The following is an 18417-nucleotide window of genomic DNA, read 5'->3' as shown; positions in this document are numbered from 1 at the left end:
GGGCGGTGGACAGGTCCTGTATGAAGCCCGGCGGCCGGGCATTGAGGGTACGGGGAACGGGCCTTTGGAGGCGGTTGCTGTCCTTCCGTTCGCTCCCCGCCCGGTGTTGCGGCGGATGAACGGGGCGGGTGCGGATGACCGTGGCCCAAGCACGCATCATTATCATATTCATCGAGCCGGAACAAGCACGGCCGCCGGACCGGACGTGGCGGGCAGGTTTGGGCCGCGCACTGCGTGGCTGGCGGGTTTCGACCTTTCGGAGCCGACGTGCGCTTTCGCGCGGGAGGGTGGTGGGGCTGCCACACGGACGGATGTGCCAGCCCCGGCGGCTCTGCGCCGGTCCGCCGAAGCGGGCCAAGGCCTGCCCGTTGCGGCAATCTGCAAGGCAGTGGCGGGGAGTCTTGGCGGGCATGCCGGATTTTCGTCCGTACGGCCTTGCTGGGCGCGTTTGGGCGCGGTTCCGCATCTCGGTCCGCCCCGGTCCGGTTTCGCGCCTCTGGGGCCATTTGTGCAACGATGTGCAGAATCCGTCGGCTGTCTGGACAATTGCCCACGGCGCGGCTAGGGTTGGGCGGTTCCTTGCGGCAGGTCCCGCCCGTCCCCACTCGGGTGTGCCTCCAGTGCTTCCCGCGCCATGCGCGGACCATGCGCGAGGCGGCCGCCCCATGGCCGTCCGGGTTTCACCCGGCGCGCGCCGCCCTTCTCCCGGTCATTCCTCTTCCATGCGACCGGGCCGGCACGGCACGGGGCCTCCCCATCACCGAAAGCGCAGCCCGCCCCGATCCCTCGCACCGCCGTTGTTGCCGGTCGGTTTCGCGGGCCTGCCCCATCGCACGAGGTTTCATGCAGTTGCCTTCCGCAAAGCGTTCCGGAATCGTCCTGCTGGTCATCCTGCTGCTCATTGCCGCGCCGTTCATGCTGCGGCACGGACAGCAGGCCACCGAAACACCTGACGGCCCCCCCTCGGTAGACTGCAACGCCACCGCGCCGGGCGGCCAGTTGCCCCCGGAACTGCGGGCCGAAGAAGGCGCGGGCGGTCACGGCGTCGGCGAACCGGAGGTGGTGCAGGGGGTCGTGTCTTCCGGCGACACCGCGGCCAAGATCCTGCAAGAGTGGCTCTCTTCGGTGGACGTGCACACCATGGTCTCTGCCTGCGAGAAGGTCTATTCGCTGGCCAGGCTGCGGGCCGGGCAGCCCTACACCGTGGTGGCCAACGTCAGCGCGGGCGGCATCGAACGCTTTGAATACGAGATCGACAATTCGCAGAAGCTCATCGTCAGCAAGACCGACGATTCCTTCGCCGCGCGGGTGGAACCCATCCAGTACGACGTCGAGATCATCCGCGTGGAAGGCACCATCGAATCCAACCTGTTCCAGTCCGTGGCCGACGCGGGCGAATCGCCCACCCTGGCCATCCGCCTGGCGGACATCTTCGGCTGGGAGGTGGACTTCATCCGCGACATCCGCGAGGGCGACAGCTTCACCGTGCTGGTGGAAAAGCGCTTCCGCGAAGGCGAGTTCAAGGGCTACGGCCGGGTGCTGGCCGCCATCTTCACCAACCAGGACCAGACCCACCGCGCCTACCTGTTCCACGACGACCTGGGCTTTCCCCAGTACTACGCGCCCGACGGGGCCTCCATGCGGCGCTCGTTCCTGAAGGCCCCGCTGTCGTTCACGCGCATTTCCAGCGGGTACACCATGACCCGCAAGCACCCCATCTTCCGCGACGTGCGGCCGCACCAGGGTGTGGACTACGCCGCCCCCACCGGCACCCCGGTCAAGGCCGTGGGCAACGGTGTGGTGGCTTCCGCCGGATGGGGCAACGGCTACGGCAACCTGATCATCCTGCGCCATTCCAACGGCTACGAAAGCTACTACGGCCATCTTTCCGGCTTCGCGCGCGGGGTGCGCAAGGGCGCCATGGTGAAGCAGGGCGACGTCATCGGCTACGTGGGCGCCACGGGCTGGGCCACCGGCCCGCATCTGGACTTCCGCCTGAAGAAGGACGGCAAGTTCATCAACCCCACCAAGAACATAAGTCCCCGGTCCGAACCGGTGGCCCGCAAGCTGCTGCCGGATTTCCGCCGCCAGATGGATGCCATCCGCCCGTATCTGGACGGTGAAGGCGATATTGCCACGCTGGATGTGCAGAAGCTGCCCAACATCTAGATTTCACGGCATATAGTTGCGCACATGGCGCGCCGCTCCATCAGGGGCGGCGCGCTTTTGCGTGTGGGTACGGGAAAGCCATCGGCAAGCGACCGGTTGTCGGAAGGAGGCAGGGGCAGGCCTGCTTCTCGCTGGTGGTGGATAGTTGCGGCGTTTGCGATTGCCGGGTGGGGGAACATGGCAAGTGACCGATGCGTGCCGGATTGGAGTTGGCACGACAAAGGGCTGTTCCTGATGTGCGTTTCGCGTGAAACATGCTGTAAAGAAACGATAAATTATGAACGCAGCAGGTGGTTATCACCATTGACGATGGCATGGGGGGCGATGCCGCGCTTGGCCAGTGCCAGGGCGAATGGTGACATGCTGTGTGCGCAAGTATGTCACCACACCGGAATAATGGACGTATTTTGCGAACATCGGGCAAGGGAAGGCATGGCTGCGGCCGGGGATCCGGCACGTGGGGCTGCTGGCCCGCCAGCGTGCAGGCCCAGCGGCCTTGCCGGGTCGGGGGGAATTCAGGAGGCCGAAGGGGATTTTGCGGCGGGCGCCCCGGGCAGGGCGCAGGCGAAATTGCGTTGCGGGGGCAGGCGGAAGGGGGGGCGCAGCACCGGCTTGCCCGTTGCGGCGGCGATGGCCGCCAGCATGCCCCGGAAGATGCGCCCATGCACGGGAAGCAGGGCATACCAGTAGGCCAGCCCGGCCAGGCCGCGCGGCAGGAACCATGACTGCATCCACAGTTCCGTGGCCGGGCCGTCGGCCGATGTCGCCCCGTCAGCGGGGGCGTGCGCCGCTTCGGCAACCGGACGCACCATGAATTCCAGCAGGGCGTCGCCCGGCACCTTCATTTCGGCCAGCAGCAGCAGGCGCTTGCCGGGCTGCACGTCCAGCACCCGCCAGAAGTCCAGCGCGTCGCCGGTGCGCAGGGTTTCCGGGTCGCGCCGACCGCGCCGCAGCCCCGGCCCCCCGACCAGGGTGTCCACCAGGCCGCGCAGCCGCCACAGGGCGTCGTCCTGATACCAGCCGGTATCGCCGCCGATGCGTTCCACGGGCTTCCACACGTCATCGGGCGTGGCCGCCAAACGCACTCCCCATCCATCCCCCAGCAGATGGCCGCCCGCGTAGTCCGCATCGCCGCAGGCCACCCATTCGGGCACGGCGGGGCTGCCCGCATCGGCCCAGCGGGTGGGCACGGCATGGGTGCGCAGCCGGTCCAGGGCGCGGCGGATGGCCTCTGCGCAGGGCAGCAGGTCCTGCGGGATGATGTCGCGGATGCGCGTTTCGCCGCACACCACGCGCTGGCGCAGCCCGTGGATGAGCGGCCGGGCCAGCGCCACAGGCACCGGGGTGACCAGATGCAGCCAGTGGGCCGAGAGTTCCGGCGTCAGTAACGGCACGGGGATGATCAGCCGTCGGCGCAGGCCCGCTTCGCGGGCGTAGATGTCGAACAGTTCCCGGTAGCTCAGCACGTCTGGCCCGCCGATGTCGTAGGCTTGCCCCGCCGTTTCGGGGTGGTCGAGGCAGCCCGCCAGGTATTCCAGCACGTTGCTGATGGCTATGGGCTGGCACTGCATGTGGACCCAGCGCGGGGTGATCATCACCGGCAGGCGGTCCACCAGATAGCGGATGATCTCGAACGAGGCGCTGCCGGAGCCGATGATCTGCGCCGCGCGCAGCACCGTGAGCGGCGCGTCGGACAGGGCCAGGATCTCGCCCACTTCGGCGCGCGAGCGCAGGTGCTCGGACACACGGCTGGCCCCGTGCCCGCCCGCATCCGTTTCCGGGGGCAGCAGGCCGCTGAGGTAGATGACCCGCGGCAGGGCAGTCTGCGTCCCGCGAAGTGCCTGCAGGGTCCGCACCATGCAGTAGGCCGCCTTGCGGTCGGCATCGGCAAAGGCGGCAACGGCGGGGTTCATGGAGTGCACCAGGTAGAACACGGCGTCGCACCCGCGCATGGCCTCGCGCAGGGATGCCTCGTCCAGCACGTCGCCGGGCACGATGGTGCACCGGGGATGGGCCGCCCACGGACGCCCCGCCAGCTTGGCCGGGTTGCGGGCCAGCGCGCGCACGTTCCATCCGCGTTCCAGCAGCAGCGGGGCCAGACGGCCGCCCACGTAGCCCGTGGCCCCGGTTACGAGCACGGTGCCCCGCACGCGGGATGGGGAAGGATGCGCGGCGTCGGCAAGTTCCGGATCGGGCAGACCGCCCCCGGCGTTGCCGGGCGATGCCGCCGCGATGTCAGGATGGGGCGTGGCGTGGGGGGGAACAGCGTGTGCGACCATGGGGGGTCCTTGCGGATGGCGGACGGAGTTTTCGCAGTCTGCCCCCATGGTGCCGCAGCCCGGCAAGACTGTCAAAGCCGCAAGCCGTTCCCTGCACTGCCCCTTCGGCGCTGCCGCCCTGAAATTGAAAAGGGAGGAAACGCCCGTGGCGTTCCCTCCCTTGCGGATGCGTGCGGCGCGTATGCGCGGCGCGGCTATTCGAAGCGGCTCACGCCGGTGATGACCACCATGTCCGCCGGGGCGTCGGTGTGGATGCCCTGGGGCTTGGTCTTCAGCTTCTGGATCTTGTCCACCGTGTCCATGCCCTCGATGACCTGGCCGAACACGCAGTAGCCCCAGCCTTCGTCCGTTTCCTCGGTGTGGTCGAGGTCCGCGTTGTCCACGGTGTTGATGAAGAACTGGGCCGCGGCGCTGTGCGGGTCGGCGGTGCGGGCCATGGCGATGGTGCCGCGCAGGTTCTTGAGGCCGTTATTGGCCTCGTTGCGCACCGGGGCGTTGGTGGGCTTTTCTTCCATGCGCACGGAAAGGCCGCCGCCCTGGATCATGAAGTCCTTGATGACCCGGTGGAAGATGGTGTTCTTGTAGAAGCCCGAATCCACGTAGCCGAGGAAGTTGGCGACGGTGGCGGGGGCCTTTTCGGCGTCGAGTTCGATGAGGATATCGCCGGAAGAGGTTTCCAGCAGAATGACGGGATTGCTCATGGGTGTCTCCTGACGGGAAATGTTGCCCCCTCTTTGCCGGGAAGCGGCGCGAAACGCAAGGGCTGGCGGGTGCGCCAAAGGGGCTGTCCGGCGCGCCGGAATGGGCGCAGGATGGGCAGCATGCACGGCGCGGGCCCGCCATACGCAGGCAGCGGCGCGCGACCGCGTTGCGGCGTCTCACTTGCCTGTGTTGTTCCGCATGGCTACACCATGGTATGGTGTCGGCAGCACCCGGCGTGGCGGGTTGTTTTCCCTTTCTTTCGCGGCCGGGCATCGCGCCCCGCGCTTCGTGCCGCCGCCGCCCGGCATGCGGCGGACCTTTGTCCCTCTCCGGCAGCCCACGCCCCGCAACGCAGCACCCAAAGGAGTTCCCCATGAAACTCAGCGTATCCAGCTCATCCAATTCGTCTGGCTCGTCTGGCCCCTCTGGTTCTTCCGGCAAGGCCGCAGCCGACCGCGACTGGTTCATCCCCGAGGACGGGCGCAAGCAGTTGGCCCAGTTGTTCGCCAAGCTGCCGAACCCCGTGGTGCTCGACGTGTTCACCGACGGCGACGCAAAGAACGCCTTCAACGGCTACACGCTGCGCTTCGCCGAGGACATATCGCTCATCGTGGACAAGATTTCCATGAACCACCATGCGCTGGATTCCGAGGAAGCGAAGCGCCGCGGCGTGACCCTGTCGCCCACCATGTTCGTGGGCACGGGCGAGACGGACCCGGCCCTGGACTACCGCATCCGCTTCACCGGCGCGCCGTTGGGCGAGGAAGGCCGGGCGCTGGTGGAATCGATCTTTCTGGTGTCCCTGCGCCAGTCGGGCCTTACGGAAACCTCGCGCCGCATCCTGTCCGAGTTGAAGGAGCCGCGCAGGCCCCGGGTGTTTTCTTCTCCGGGGTGCCCGTACTGCCCCGGCCAGTTCATGCACGCGGCAAAGTGCGCCATCGAGCGGCCCGGCCTGGTGGAAGCGGAATGCGTCAATTCCGACGAATTCCCCGACCTGTCCAAAAAGTTCGGCGTGGGTTCCGTGCCGCACACCCAGTACGACGCCACGCACAAGGCCATCGGCCTGATGCCGGAAGAGCGCTTTGTACTGGAACTGGTTACCCTGAAGAACGCGGAAGAACTGATGCGCGAACATGGCATGGAGCCCGGCCACGAAGGGCATGACCATGCTCACGGGGCTCACGGCGCTCACGGCATGGACCCCGAGGGGCTGGACGTGGTGGAAACCGACATGGTGGTGCTGGGCGCGGGCCCGGCGGGCCTTTCCGCAGCCATCTACGCCGAGCGCAGCGGCATGAAGACCGTGGTGCTGGACAAGGCCGTGGTGGGCGGCCAGGTGACCGTGACCCCGGTGGTGGAGAACTACCCCGGCTTCACCGACATCGCCGGGCTGAAGCTGGTGGAGGTGCTTTCCGCCCATGCCCGGCAGTACGCCACCGTGCGCGAGAACGAGGCCGTGCACGAGATCAAGATCGGCAAGTTTCTGGAGGTGTACACCAACCGCGCCGTGTACCTGTGCAAGGCGCTGGTGTTCGCCACCGGCGCGCAGTGGCGCAAGCTGGACGCGCCGGGCGAGGCCCGTTTCTACGGCCGGGGCGTGTCGTACTGCGCCTCGTGCGACGGGTTCATGTACCGGGGCAAGCGGGTGGCCATGATCGGCGGGGGCAATTCCGCCCTTACCGACGCCCTGCACCTGAAGAACCTGGGCGCGGAGGTAACCGTCATCCACCGCCGCGACAGCTTCCGGGCCGAGAAGGCCCTGCAGGATTCGCTGGCGCGGGAAGGCATTGCGGTGATCTGGGATACCGTGGTGGAAGAGGTGCTGGGCGACACCGTGGCCCCTGTGGAAGGCGCGGGGGGGGACGGCAAGGAGGCTAAGGCCGCCGGAACCGCCCCGGCAGAGGCGGACGCCGGCGTGGTGCGCGGCATCCGCGTGCGCAACGTGAAGACCGGCGAGGTCAGCGAGCTTCCCTTCGACGGGGTGTTCGTGGCCATCGGGCACATCCCCAATTCCGAACAGGCGGCCGAGCTTGGCGTGGTGCTGGAAAAGGACGGCTCCATCAAGGTGGACCGCCACATGCGCACCAACATCCCGCGCATTTACGCCGCGGGCGACGTGACCGGCGGCGTGCGCCAGATCGTCACCGCCGTGGGCAGCGGGGCCACGGCGGCGCTGGCCGCGTTCGAGGATACCCAGAATCCGTACTGGAAGAAGAAGGGGGCGTAGGAGGGGGATGGGCGTGTGTCCTCATTGATACGGCTTCTACGTAGACAGTCGTGCCCTTTTGACCACGCTCGATCTCGTTATGCCTCCGGCGGGCAGGGGGCCGTGTAACGACGGCCCCCTGGACCCCCGCGTTCCGGGGGGCGCTGCCCCCCTGGTCCCCCCAGGTTTTCATGCGCTGCGTCCCTTCGGCGGCAGCTTCCCTCCGGCGCAAAGCGCCTTCGGGTGATCTGCCGCCGGTGACGCCAATGCGCACGAATCTCCCGTAGCCTCTATGGCACACGGGTGCCTTTACCCGCACGTATCCTGCACCGCATTCCTTACGCCGCCAGCTTCCCTGCGGCGCTGTGCGCCTTCGGGCGATCTGGCGGCGGGAATGCGTATGTACGCGGGGCTCTCGTCAGCTTGGTCGGGCAAAGTTGCCTCCATCCCCACGTCGTTTGCGGGCGCGTATCGCCACGCCAAGGGATAGCGCGCGATTGCGCCCGGCCTCTACGAAGACAGTAGTGCGCTGTTGATTACGCCCGATTTCGTTATGCCTCCGGCGGGCAGGGGGTGTTGTAACGAACACCCCCTGCACCCCCGCGTTCCGGGGGCTCTGCCAGCGCTGCTATCTTCATCCGTAAGACTCGCGCTTCGCGCTCGCCTAACGGCTGAAGTCCAGGCCCCCGAGGTTTTCATGCGCGGCGTCCCTTCGGCGGCAGCTTCCCTGCGGCGCTGTGCGCCTTCGGGCGATCTGGCGGCGGGAATGCGTATGTGCGCAATGCTCCGCAGATCCTCCAACACTCGGGTGACCTAACCCCCGCCCCCGTTGCGACGCATGTGCCGCCGTCAAAGCCCGGCGGCACACGCTTCTTCGCACGCTACGATTCCTTTGAACGTGGACGTGTTAATCCGTTTTGGTGCGGTGCTCTCGTCGGCTTGGTCGGGCAAGGTTGCCTCCATCCCCCCGTTGTCTGCGGCGCGCATCCGCGACGCCGAAGCTTCCGCCTCGCAAGACCTCGGCTGCGGCTGCGTATCGCCGCGCGCAAGTTATCCGCGCCCCCGTGAAGCAAACAGTATCCATGAGAGCATTGGGCTTTCCACTCCAATTGGTTCCAATACCGGCAGCGCTGTCGCGGAGTTCAGGCCGTTCAACGGAAATGCGACGTGCGAAGAAGCGTGTGACGCCGGGCTTTGACGGCGGCACATGCGTCGCAACGGGAGCGGGGGTTAGGGCACTCTAAGTGCGGTTATGTTGGCGGGAGATTGGCGCACATCGCATTCCGCCGGGCAGATCGCCCGAAGGCGCTTTGGCCGAGGGAAGCTGCCCGGCAAGGAATGCGGTGCAGGATACGTCGGGGGTCCAGGGGGCGGAGCCACCGGAACGCGGGGGTGCAGGGGGCCGTCGTTACACGGCCCCCTGCCCGCCGGAGGCATAACGAAATCGAGGGTTCTCAATCGCGCGGGAGTGTCTTCGTAGAAGCCGGGTGCAATCGCGCACTATCCCATCGACGGGGATCAATCACGCGGGAGTGTCTTCGTAGAGGCCGTGTCCTTCAGGGCACAACCCCTTCCATTCCCCGCCGGAGGCATAACGAAACCGTGCGTGGTCAACAGGGCTGGCGTGTCTGCGTAGAAGCCGGACTCACCAGCGCGATATCCCGCCTAGTACGGCAACACAACCTTCCCGTACTGCTCGTGCAGCACCTCGGCCATGGCCAGGTAACACGCGCTTGCGCCGCACACGATGCCTTCCCACCCGGCAATGGTGCCGATCAGTTCGCTGCCGGTGAAGTCGCGGATGGCCAGCAGCGCGAACAGCACGGTCAGCGACAGGAAGATGAACTTCAGCGTGGTCTTGCCCTTCAGGGTGCCCAGGAACATGAAAAAGGTGAACAGCCCCCACATGGCCAGGTAGAAGCCCATGTAGGCGTGCGGGGTGGCTTCGGCCCAGCCCAGCTTGGGCATGACGATCAGCGCCACCAGGGTCAGCCAGAACAGGCCGTACGAGGTGAAGGCGGTGGTGCCGAAGGTGTTGCCCTTCTTGAACTCCATGATGCCCGCGATGACCTGCGCGATGCCGCCGTAGAAGATGCCCATGGCGAGGATCATCGAGCTGATGGGAAAGAAGCCCGCGTTGTGGATGTTCAGCAGGATGGTGGTCATCCCGAAGCCCATGAGCCCGAGCGGGGCCGGGTTGGCCAGTTTGGTCTCCATTGTCTTCCTCGTTGCTGCGGATGGGGTGGGCGCATCGGGCGTGCCGGGGTGCGCCGCGTGCCGGACCTTGCGGACGCCGGTGTGGCGGGCAAGGCGGCGTGCTGGCGCGCACCATGGCGGAACGCCGACGCAAGGAATGCCCGCCTGCCCCCTGCTCCGAATGGATGCGGGATGGGCGCGGCGGTGCGGGCGGCGAACCTGTACCGGTGAAACGACGATGCGATGTGGCGTGGCGCGGCCGGGGATGGCGGGTTGGCGGTCCGCTCCCTGAAGGGCCGCGTGGTCCGGCTGCCGGGCCGGACCCTGCGAGGGGCTATGGCGGGCTTATGCCCGGATGCGGACAAGCGCGCAAGATGCGCGGGAGTGTGCGCTTTCACGGGTCGGGGTGCGGCACACCCGGAGTCCTTCGTCCGTTGGCGGCTATCTGTCCTGATGGTCGTGGGGCCGGGCCATGCGCATCGGGTCCACGGCGGCGTCGAAGGCCGCGCCGTCCAGCAGGCCCAGCTCCAGGCAGGCCTCGCGCAGGGTTATGCCCCGCGTGTGGGCCAGGTGCGCCGCCTGCGCCGCCCGGTCGTAGCCGACAACGGGCGCAAGGGCCGTGACCAGCATCAGCGATCGGCCCACGTGCGCGGCAATGACCGCGTGGTCGGGCTGCATGCCCGCCACGGCGTGGTCCGCGAACGAGCGGCACCCGTCGGCCAGCAGGCGCATGGACGTGAGCACGTCGTGGATGATCAGCGGCTTGAACACGTTCAGCTCGAAGTTGCCCTGCGACCCGGCCATGCCCACGGCCGCGTCCAGCCCCATGACCTGCACGGCCACCATGGTCAGCGCCTCGCACTGGGTTGGGTTGACCTTGCCGGGCATGATGGACGAGCCGGGTTCGTTCTCGGGCAGGCGCAATTCGCCGATGCCGCAGCGCGGGCCGGATGCCAGCCAGCGCACGTCGTTGGCGATCTTCAGCAGGGCCGTGGCCAGCGCGCGCAGCGCGCCGCTGGTCAGCACCAGCCCGTCGTGGGCGGCCAGCGCGGCAAAGGGGTTGGGCGCGGGCACAAGGGGCAGCCCGGTCATGTCGGCCAAGAGGGCGATGGCGCGCGGGGCAAAGGCGGGGTGCGCGTTCAGCCCGGTGCCCACGGCGGTGCCGCCAAGGGCCAGGCGGCACAGGTGGGGCATGGCCGCGTCCAGCCCTTCCAGGCAGGCGTCCAGCTGGGCCGCCCAGCCGGACATTTCGTCGCCCAGGGTCAGGGGCACGGCATCCTGCAAATGGGTGCGGCCTATCTTCACGATGTCCGCGCACGCGGCGGCCTTGGCCCGCAGCGCGTCGCGCAGGTGGCGCACGGCGGGCAGCAGGTCGTCGCGCAGGGCCAGCGCGGCGGCAAGGTGCATGGCCGCCGGAAAGGCGTCGTTGGACGACTGGCAGCGGTTCACGTGGTCGTTCGGATGAATTCGGAAGGGGGGACGGACGGGTGACTGGCCGCCGGGCGCGGCGGCGGTATCCGCCGCTTCCGCCAGCAGTTGCGTGGCCCGGTTGGCCAGCACCTCGTTGACGTTCATGTTGGTCTGGGTGCCGCTGCCGGTCTGCCAGACGGAGAGCGGAAAATGGTCGTCGTGCAGGCCCGCCAGCACCTCGTCGGCGGCGCGGGCGATGGCCTCGGCCATGTGCGGGGGGGCTGGCTGGCCCGATTGGCCGGATTGGCCGGATTGTTCGGGCAGGGGCTGCGGCAAAAGTCCAAGGCCGCGGTTGACCAGCGCGGCGGCCTTCTTGATGCGCGCCAGCGCGTACACCACGGCCAGGGGCATGCGGTCCGCCCCGATGCGGAAATTGTCCAGCGAACGCTGGGTCTGCGCGCCCCACAGGCGGTCCTGCGGAACCTCCACCGGGCCCATGCTGTCCCGTTCCAGGCGCTGGCCGGGCCGGGGGGCGGCAATGGCGTCGCCGTGGCCCGCTGGGGGCGTTGCGGGCGAGGGGGGCGCGGACGCGTCGGCCAGGGGTGATTGGCGGGCTTGTTCGGGCTGATCGGACATGGGCGACCTCCTGTGGGCGGAGCAGCGCGTGCGTCGGGCGGCGGCAGGCCCGGCACGCTCCGCAGCATGCACCCTAGCGCCCTGCGCGCGGCGCTGTCCAGCCGGGCGGCGGCGCCGTGTCGTCAGCACAAGCGCATTGCGGTTTGGCGGGCGGGGCGCGCCCCGGCCCGTGCGCGCCTTGCCCCGGCGGGGTGCGTATTTCCCCCGTCGGCGTGGTTTCCGCTTGCGGAAACGGCCGCATTTGCTTCAATACATACAGTTGCACCGTTTATCGCACGCGCAGGGCGCGGCGGCACGGTAGCCCAGCCCGGCCCACACGCCGGGCCTGTCGTCAGCGCGGCCCGCCCGGCCGTGCGGCCCGTACACCGGGAAAACGCCCGCAACGAGGCATCCATGCGCGCGGTATCCGTCACCCTGGTCACCTACACCTACGACGACCACGAACTGGTTCGCGGCCTGCTGTCGTCCGTCACCGGATGGACGGCCATGCCCTCGGCCATCGTGGTCATCGACGACGGCTCGACGGAACCCTTCACGCCCGACCTGCCCGGCGAGGTGGCCGAGCGCCTGCCCCCCATCGAGGTGGTGCGCGTGCCGGAAAACCGGGGCAACACCCACGCCCGCGCGCTGGGCGCGGCGCGCGCCACCACCCGGTTCATCCTTTCGGTGGATGCGGACATCCGTTTTCCCGCGCACTGGCTGGCGGTGTGCCTGCCCGCAGCGGCCCGCCCCGGCGTGGGCATGGCGGGCACGGCCATCCGCCCCCGCACCGGCGATGACCTGCTCTCGCGCTACCTGGAGCTTACCTACACCCTCAACCGGGGGGCGTCCGGCTCCGTGCCGTTCCTGCCCGGCGGGGCGTGGCTTGCCCGGCGCGACGCCTTCGAGGCCGTGGGCGGTTTTTCCGGCTACGCGGAACGCTTCGGGCAGGACGCCTACCTTTCGCGCCGCCTGCGCGAGAACGGCTACCTGCTGTGGGCCGTGGACGGGGTGGAGGCCTTCGAGGTGCGGCGCATCGGCCGGTTGCAGATGGTGCGCCGGGGCTGGCGCTGGCAGGGCCACCACATGAAGGCCGCGCTGGACGAGGGTCGCCCGCTGGACGAGGTGCTGAACGTGGTGCTGTACTCGCTGCGCGAACGCATGCTGCGCTCGCGCGCGTCAGACCCGCGCCTGCTCTATTTCGACCTGCTCTACGCCCTGCACGCCCTGTTCGACACCGTGGCCCACGCGGCCGCGCGGCCAGGCGCGGCCGGCGCGCACGGGGCGGCGGGGGCCACCGGCGCCCTGCGCCATGCGGCGGCGGCCTTCCTGGCCCCGTGGCCGCAACTGTGCTCGGCCCTGTGCGCGGACCTGGCGGAGCTGGGGCATGCCCCGCTGCCCACCGACCTTGTCGCCGCGCCCCCCTTCGACCTTGCCGCCGCGCTGTCCTTTGCCGTGGGGACCGACGAACTGACGGCGGTGTGCGGCGGTCTTGGCGAGGTGCTGGCCTGACCCCTTCCCGGCGGCAGCCCCTGCCTCGCGTTTCGCAGACCCCTCGCCGTGCGTGATCGGACCCGGATTCCGATGTGAATCGGATGCGGACCGTGACCGGAAGCCGTTCCTCCGCCATCCGCAAGGCCGCCACAGGAGACCCCATGGGATTTTCGTTCAAGTTGCCGTTTCTTTCCCGCAAGAAGAAGCCCGCCAGGGGCGACCTGCTCATCGCCGCGCCGGAATCGCTGGATGGCGCGCCTTCCGAAGCATCCGCCGGTTCCCCCGGGGCGAAGCCTGCCGCGTCGACGGGTGCATCCGTCTTGCCTGCCACTGACGGGGCGGAGAACGCCCCCGGCAAGAAGAAGGGGCTGTCCAGGCGCACCCTGCAGCTCGCACTGTTCGCGGCGGCCGGGCTGGTGGTGCTGGGGGCCGCTGGCGGCGGCGGCTGGTGGTGGTACAAGACCACAAGCCCGGAACATGCCGTGGAGCAGCTGGTGTTGGCCTTCCGCAATGGCGATGCGGCGGCCTTCGAGCGTCGCGTGGACGTTGACGCGGTGGTGGACCAGTTGCTGGCCGTGCAGTTGCGGGCATCGGGCGTCAAGGGCGCATCGGCCCCCGACGCGCGCGAAACGGGCCAGTTGCGCGACGTGTTGCGCCAGGCGTTGCTGGCCCTGCCCGTGGGCGCGGCGGGCGAACGCAAGCGCGAGGATCTGCTGCCGCCCGATTTCCGCGAACAGGTGGGGGCATCCCTGCCCTCCATTGCGCAACGTGCGGGCGACAAGGCCGTGGCGGTCCTGCCCGTGAAGAACGAGGCGCTGGAAACAACCTTCGAGTTGCGGGTGCAACTGACGGACGGCAAGGACGGCTGGAAGGTGACCGGCCTTGCGGACCCGGACGGTCAACTGGCCGAGCACGCCGCCGCGCTGGAACGCATCCGCGCCCGCGAACGCGCGGCAGCGGCGGAGGAAAACGCCCGCATCGCCGAACGGCTGGCCGGGCTGGTGCGCCTGGAGCGTACCCTTGTGGGCGTCGACACCCTGTCCGGCGGCGGCAACTTCAAGACGCTGGTGGTGCAGGTGAGCGGCGTGAACCTTGGCGGGCAAACGCTGGGACGGGTGGTGGTGGACTGCACGGTGCAGGACGAGGCCGGACGGGTGCTGCGCACGCTGAAGCTGGTGCGTACCAGCCAGTTGCGCCCGGGCGAGGCGTTTTCCGAATCGTGGGTCATCGACCTGGACGAGGGCGAACCCCGCGACGTGCCCCTGTTGAACGCTGAACGCCTTACCGGCCGGTCCACGGTTCGGTCCGTGGTGCTTTCCACCGGCGAATCCATTGTCATCAAAGGAGAGTAGGGGGAACAGGCAGGCAAGGGAGCGCGGGTTGCGGAGGCATGGCGTCAGCGTTGGCGCCTGCCTTGCGGCGTGCCCCGCCGGGCGTTGATTTTCTCGGTCGGTTCTGGGTTTCGGTTGTCATGCGGGGCGGCGGCGCAAAGCCTGCCGCCTCGTTTCGTTGCGCGCGCGTCATTGGCGCAGCCTGTCCAGGCCCTGTTGCATGAGGTCGGCCTCCTTGTTGCGGCGGGTGTGGTACTTGTAGTCCGGGCTGGAGCTGAAGTTGCGCAGTTCCCTGATGGCCCCGTCCCAGTCGCCCCTGGTGGAGTGTTCCCAGAATTTGGGGAATTTTTTCGTACTGCCGTGCTGGTAGAGCACGGAGGTGAGGGCGGCCTGCATCTCCTTGGGCAGTTCCTCGAACTTGCGAAGCGGCTTTCCCTGGGCGTCGGTGTTGTGCGGAGCGCTGTTGAACTGCTGCCGCGCCAGTTCCTTGAAATGGGTGAACATCCTTTCGTTAAGCTGGCTGGCCTGCTCGGCCGTGAGTTGTAGGTGCGCATTCTCAGCCGCGAGGTCATCCATTGCCTGCCTGGCTTGCACGGCATTCTTGCCGAGCAAGGGGCGAACGGCATTGATCACGTCTTCGCGCACTCCCAGTTCCCGCAATTTTTCGGCATTCCACTGCCCCAAGTCGATGCCCGCCCCGATGGTGGCACTGCTGTTGTCCATGGGCTTGCCGTCCTTCATGGGGATGTAGGCGGACAGGATGTTGCCCTCAAGTGCGCGCAGCGTCTCCGCCGTGAGCCGGTTGATGTCTTCCGGCGTGTCGGGGGTGGCCAGAACGCCGTTGCCGCCTTTGCCGGGCGTTGCCGCATCGGGCGCGGCAACCGGCTCGGCGGTTCTGGGTTGCTCCGGCTCCTCGGGCTCGGTGAGCGGGCCGGGGCCTGCCCCTTCCAGAAAAGTGCGCGCCGCCCGTTGCAGAGGGCCTTCCTGCAGGCTGCCAGTGCCGTTCAGCCCGGGTTGGTCGGGCTGGTCGTCGGTTCCACCCGCCGTTCCCGAACCGCCGGAGGCCCCTGCGGACGAAGGTTCGGCGGTGCCCGCCCCGGGCTTTCGCCCGTCGTTCCCGCGTTCGACCATATGCTGGCTCCGTTTTGCATTGTACGGGGTGAAGTTCATCGGTTTGGCCAAACCCTGCCGCCACGCTGCAATCCGCTATTCCATATGTGCAGTCCTCTCCGGGGGGTGTCAACGCGGCGGGGCCACTTCGGCCCCCCCAGCCTGGGGGCAGCGGGATACGCCCGGCCAATCCGGGCTGCGGCGTGCCGTGTACCGGCAGGCTAGCGCACGGTTTCTCCGGGGCGCAGCCTGCAAGATGGCGGGAAGGGGGCGGGAAGGCCGTCCGAAGGGGGTGTGCCCATGACATGGGCGAGGACCGCGCATGACCGCGTATGACTGCGTATGATTGGGCATGACTGGGAATGACTGGCACCCGCCATTCGCACGCGTGTCCGTCTGCCCGGCGCTCCCCGTGGCTGGGCTGCCCAATCTGCCCCGAATGCATTCCCCGGCATGGCCGGGAACGCGAAAGCCCCCGCCACGGCATGTGACGGGGGCTTGGGATGACGGTATGTTCAGATGGTTTGCCCCTGAAGGGGGGCATGGGGGCGCTGCCCCGCGCCCCGCTCTTTCCCGAAATCGCAGCGAAGGGCTATTCCTCGCCGTCGCCGCCGTCGCCGCCGTCCAGATCGCGGCTGTACTTGCAGGTCTTTTCCGGGCAGGCGATGTGGCGGCCCCGGGCGCGGGTGGTCTTTTCCACCAGCAGGGGCGAATTGCAGTCCGGGCAGGGGCCGGGCACGGGCCAGTCCCACAGGGCGTAGTCGCACTTGGGGTAGGTGCTGCACGAATAGAAGATCTTGCCGCGCTTGGAGCTTTTTTCCACCAGCACGCCGTCGCAGCCTTCGCGCGGGCAGGGCACGCCGGTGGAGAAGGGCGCGGTATAGGTGCAGTCCGGGTACTTGGTGCAGGCGATGAACCGGCTGCCGGTGCGGGCCTTCTTCAGCACCAGGTCGCCGCCGCATTGCGGGCAGGTGCCGACCTTTTCCGGCTCCTCGCGCAGCTTCGTCTCCACCTGGATGTTGCCCTTCTCGTCGCGGGTGAAGTTCTTGGTGTTGCGGCAGGCCGGGTAGCCGGAACAGGCCAGGAAGGTGCCCGCCTTGCCGAACTTGATGACCATGGGCTTGCCGCACTGCTCGCAGTCGATGCCGCTGGGCAGGCCGCCCTTCACGGTGTCCATGGCCTGGGCGGCGCGTTCCAGCACCGGGTTGAACCCGCCGGTGAAGTCTTCCAGCAGCTTCACCCAGTCCAGGTCGCCTTCGGCCACCTTGTCCAGCGAACCTTCCATCTGCGCGGTGAAGTCCACGTCCATCAGGGTGGTGAAGTGGCTGGCCAGAAGGTCGCACACCACGGCCCCAAGGTCGGTGGGGGCGAAGTGCTTTTCCTCCAGCCGGGCGTAGTCGCGGTCGATGAGGGTGGAGATGATGGCCGCGTAGGTGGACGGGCGGCCGATGCCGCGTTCTTCCAGTTCGCGCACTAGGGATGCTTCGGTGTAGCGGGCCGGGGGCTGGGTGAACTTCTGTTCCTTTTCCACGGAAAGGGCGGTCAGCTCTTCGCCCACGGAAAGCTTGGGCAGGTCGCCTTCGGCCGCTTCCTCGCCTTCGGCCGCCGCGTCCTTCTGGGGCGACGCGGCCAGAAAACCGGGGAACAGCAGCCGTTCGCCCTTGGCGCGCCATTCGACGGGGCCGCAGGCGATGGTCACCGTGGTGTCGTGAAAGCGCGCCGCGGCCATCTGCGAGGCGACGAAGCGCTGCCATACCAGCCGGTACAACTGGTACTGGTCCGGCGGCAGCAGGTGGCGCACCGAATCGGGCGTGACGGTGACGTCGACGGGCCGGATGGCTTCGTGCGCGTCCTGCGCGCCGCCCTTGGTCTTGAACTGGCGGGCCTTGGCGGGCAGGTGGTCGCCCCCCCAGGTGGCGGCGATGAACTCGCGCGCCGCGTCGCGCGCCTCGTCCGCAATGCGGACGGAGTCGGTACGCATGTAGGTGATCAGGGCCACGGTGCCCGCCTCGCCCAGTTCAACGCCTTCATACAGGCGTTGGGCGATGTTCATGGTGCGCTTGGCCGAATACCCCAGCCGCTGACTGGCCGACTGTTGCAGCGTGGAGGTGATGAACGGCGGCTGCGGCTGGCGCTGGCGTTCCTTTTCGTCGATGGCGGTGATGACGAAGGGCTGGCCCTGCATCGAGGCTTCCACGGCGGCTGCGGCGTCCGCGCTGCCGATAACGGGCTTCTTGCCGTGCAGCTTGTGCAGGTCGGCCCGGAAGGGGGGCGGGGTGGCCCCGGCCAGGCGCGCGCGGAACAGCCAGTACTCTTCGGGGTTGAAGGCGCGGCGCTCGGTCTCGCGGTCCACGATCAGGCGCAGGGCCACGGACTGCACGCGCCCGGCGGAAATGCCGCGCTTCACCTTCTTCCACAGCAGGGGGGAAAGCTTGTAGCCCACCAGGCGGTCGAGCACGCGGCGGGCCTGCTGGGCGTCGAACAGGTTGCGGTTCAGTTCGCGCGGGTTGTCCAGCGCGTCCTTCACCGCGCGGGCGGTGATTTCGTTGAACTGGATGCGCCTGATGTTGGTGTTCTTGTCGCGGATCAGTTCCGCCACGTGCCAGGCGATGGCCTCTCCCTCGCGGTCGGGGTCGGGCGCAAGGTAGACGTTGTCGGCCTTGGCGGCGGCTTCCTTGAGGGCGGAAACCACCTTCTGCTTGCCGTCGATGACCTGGTAGCGGGGGGCAAAGCCGTTGGCCTCGTCGACGCCCAGTTCGCTGGTGGGCAGGTCGCGCACGTGGCCCACGCTGGCATGCACGGCGTAGTTGCCGCCAAGGAATTTCTTGATGGTCTTCACCTTGGCGGGGGATTCGACGATGATCAGGTCCTTGCCCATGACTGTTCCTTTCCGGGAAAATACGCT

General features: G+C 68.2%; 10 protein-coding genes. 4 read left to right on the top strand and 6 right to left on the bottom strand.

The window, feature by feature from the left end; all coding sequences use genetic code 11:
* The first annotated feature begins 843 nt into the window (after positions 1-843).
* Entirely contained in the window at positions 844-2169 is a 1326-nt protein-coding gene (locus tag RVX_RS17240; RefSeq protein ID WP_116307375.1) for a M23 family metallopeptidase, read from the top strand.
* Between the two features lie 515 nt (positions 2170-2684).
* Here RVX_RS17240 and RVX_RS17235 read toward each other — a convergent pair.
* Complete coding sequence (locus RVX_RS17235; protein WP_116307377.1) at positions 2685-4448, bottom strand: SDR family oxidoreductase; 1764 nt, start codon at positions 4446-4448, stop codon at positions 2685-2687.
* A gap of 194 nt (positions 4449-4642) precedes the next feature.
* Positions 4643-5149: a peptidylprolyl isomerase gene (locus tag RVX_RS17230; protein ID WP_007525397.1), complete on the bottom strand. Its 507-nt coding sequence runs from the start codon at positions 5147-5149 to the stop codon at positions 4643-4645.
* 374 nt (positions 5150-5523) lie between these two features.
* Between RVX_RS17230 and RVX_RS17225 the strand changes: the two genes are divergently transcribed.
* Positions 5524-7377, top strand: coding sequence for an FAD-dependent oxidoreductase (locus RVX_RS17225; protein WP_116307379.1), 1854 nt, complete (start codon positions 5524-5526; stop codon positions 7375-7377).
* Positions 7378-9021: 1644 nt separating this feature from the next.
* On the opposite strand, the gene satP is transcribed toward RVX_RS17225, so the two are convergent.
* A complete protein-coding gene (satP, locus tag RVX_RS17220; RefSeq protein WP_116307381.1) occupies positions 9022-9573 on the bottom strand; it encodes an acetate uptake transporter in 552 nt (183 codons plus the stop codon).
* Positions 9574-9993: 420 nt separating this feature from the next.
* On the bottom strand, positions 9994-11598 hold the full coding sequence (gene fumC / locus RVX_RS17215; RefSeq protein WP_116307383.1) for a class II fumarate hydratase: 1605 nt from the start codon (positions 11596-11598) through the stop codon (positions 9994-9996).
* Positions 11599-11991: 393 nt separating this feature from the next.
* On the opposite strand from fumC, the gene RVX_RS17210 reads away from it, so the two are divergent.
* Together RVX_RS17210 and RVX_RS17205 are read left to right on the top strand one after the other, a co-directional pair.
* Entirely contained in the window at positions 11992-13089 is a 1098-nt protein-coding gene (locus RVX_RS17210; protein ID WP_116307385.1) for a glycosyltransferase, read from the top strand.
* Positions 13090-13181: 92 nt separating this feature from the next.
* Positions 13182-14423 (top strand): hypothetical protein, encoded by a 1242-nt coding sequence (locus RVX_RS17205; RefSeq protein ID WP_420192389.1) that lies wholly within the window; start codon positions 13182-13184, stop codon positions 14421-14423.
* 168 nt (positions 14424-14591) lie between these two features.
* Here the strand turns inward: RVX_RS17205 and RVX_RS17200 are convergent, their stop codons facing one another.
* Together RVX_RS17200 and topA are read right to left on the bottom strand one after the other, a co-directional pair.
* On the bottom strand, positions 14592-15533 hold the full coding sequence (locus RVX_RS17200; protein ID WP_230404741.1) for a pesticin C-terminus-like muramidase: 942 nt from the start codon (positions 15531-15533) through the stop codon (positions 14592-14594).
* A gap of 571 nt (positions 15534-16104) precedes the next feature.
* Positions 16105-18390 carry a type I DNA topoisomerase gene (topA, locus tag RVX_RS17195; protein WP_116307391.1) on the bottom strand — a complete coding sequence of 762 codons (2286 nt, stop codon included), beginning with the start codon at positions 18388-18390 and terminating at the stop codon, positions 16105-16107.
* Positions 18391-18417 lie beyond the last annotated feature (27 nt).

Source organism: Nitratidesulfovibrio sp. HK-II (assembly GCF_003402415.2).
Taxonomy (GTDB): domain Bacteria; phylum Desulfobacterota; class Desulfovibrionia; order Desulfovibrionales; family Desulfovibrionaceae; genus Cupidesulfovibrio.
Note: the sequence above shows the minus strand (reverse complement) of the source record. Positions and strands in the feature narration are given on the sequence as shown.

Bases quoted from the DNA above. Each gene is read 5' to 3' on its own strand.
- RVX_RS17235 (WP_116307377.1), bottom strand. From the start codon at position 4,448: ATGGTCGCACACGCTGTTCCCCCCCACGCCACGCCCCATCCTGACATC.
- topA (WP_116307391.1), bottom strand. From the start codon at position 18,390: ATGGGCAAGGACCTGATCATCGTCGAATCCCCCGCCAAGGTGAAGACC.
- RVX_RS17225 (WP_116307379.1), top strand. From the start codon at position 5,524: ATGAAACTCAGCGTATCCAGCTCATCCAATTCGTCTGGCTCGTCTGGC.
- RVX_RS17200 (WP_230404741.1), bottom strand. From the start codon at position 15,533: ATGGTCGAACGCGGGAACGACGGGCGAAAGCCCGGGGCGGGCACCGCC.
- fumC (WP_116307383.1), bottom strand. From the start codon at position 11,598: ATGTCCGATCAGCCCGAACAAGCCCGCCAATCACCCCTGGCCGACGCG.
- RVX_RS17230 (WP_007525397.1), bottom strand. From the start codon at position 5,149: ATGAGCAATCCCGTCATTCTGCTGGAAACCTCTTCCGGCGATATCCTC.
- RVX_RS17210 (WP_116307385.1), top strand. From the start codon at position 11,992: ATGCGCGCGGTATCCGTCACCCTGGTCACCTACACCTACGACGACCAC.
- RVX_RS17240 (WP_116307375.1), top strand. From the start codon at position 844: ATGCAGTTGCCTTCCGCAAAGCGTTCCGGAATCGTCCTGCTGGTCATC.
- satP (WP_116307381.1), bottom strand. From the start codon at position 9,573: ATGGAGACCAAACTGGCCAACCCGGCCCCGCTCGGGCTCATGGGCTTC.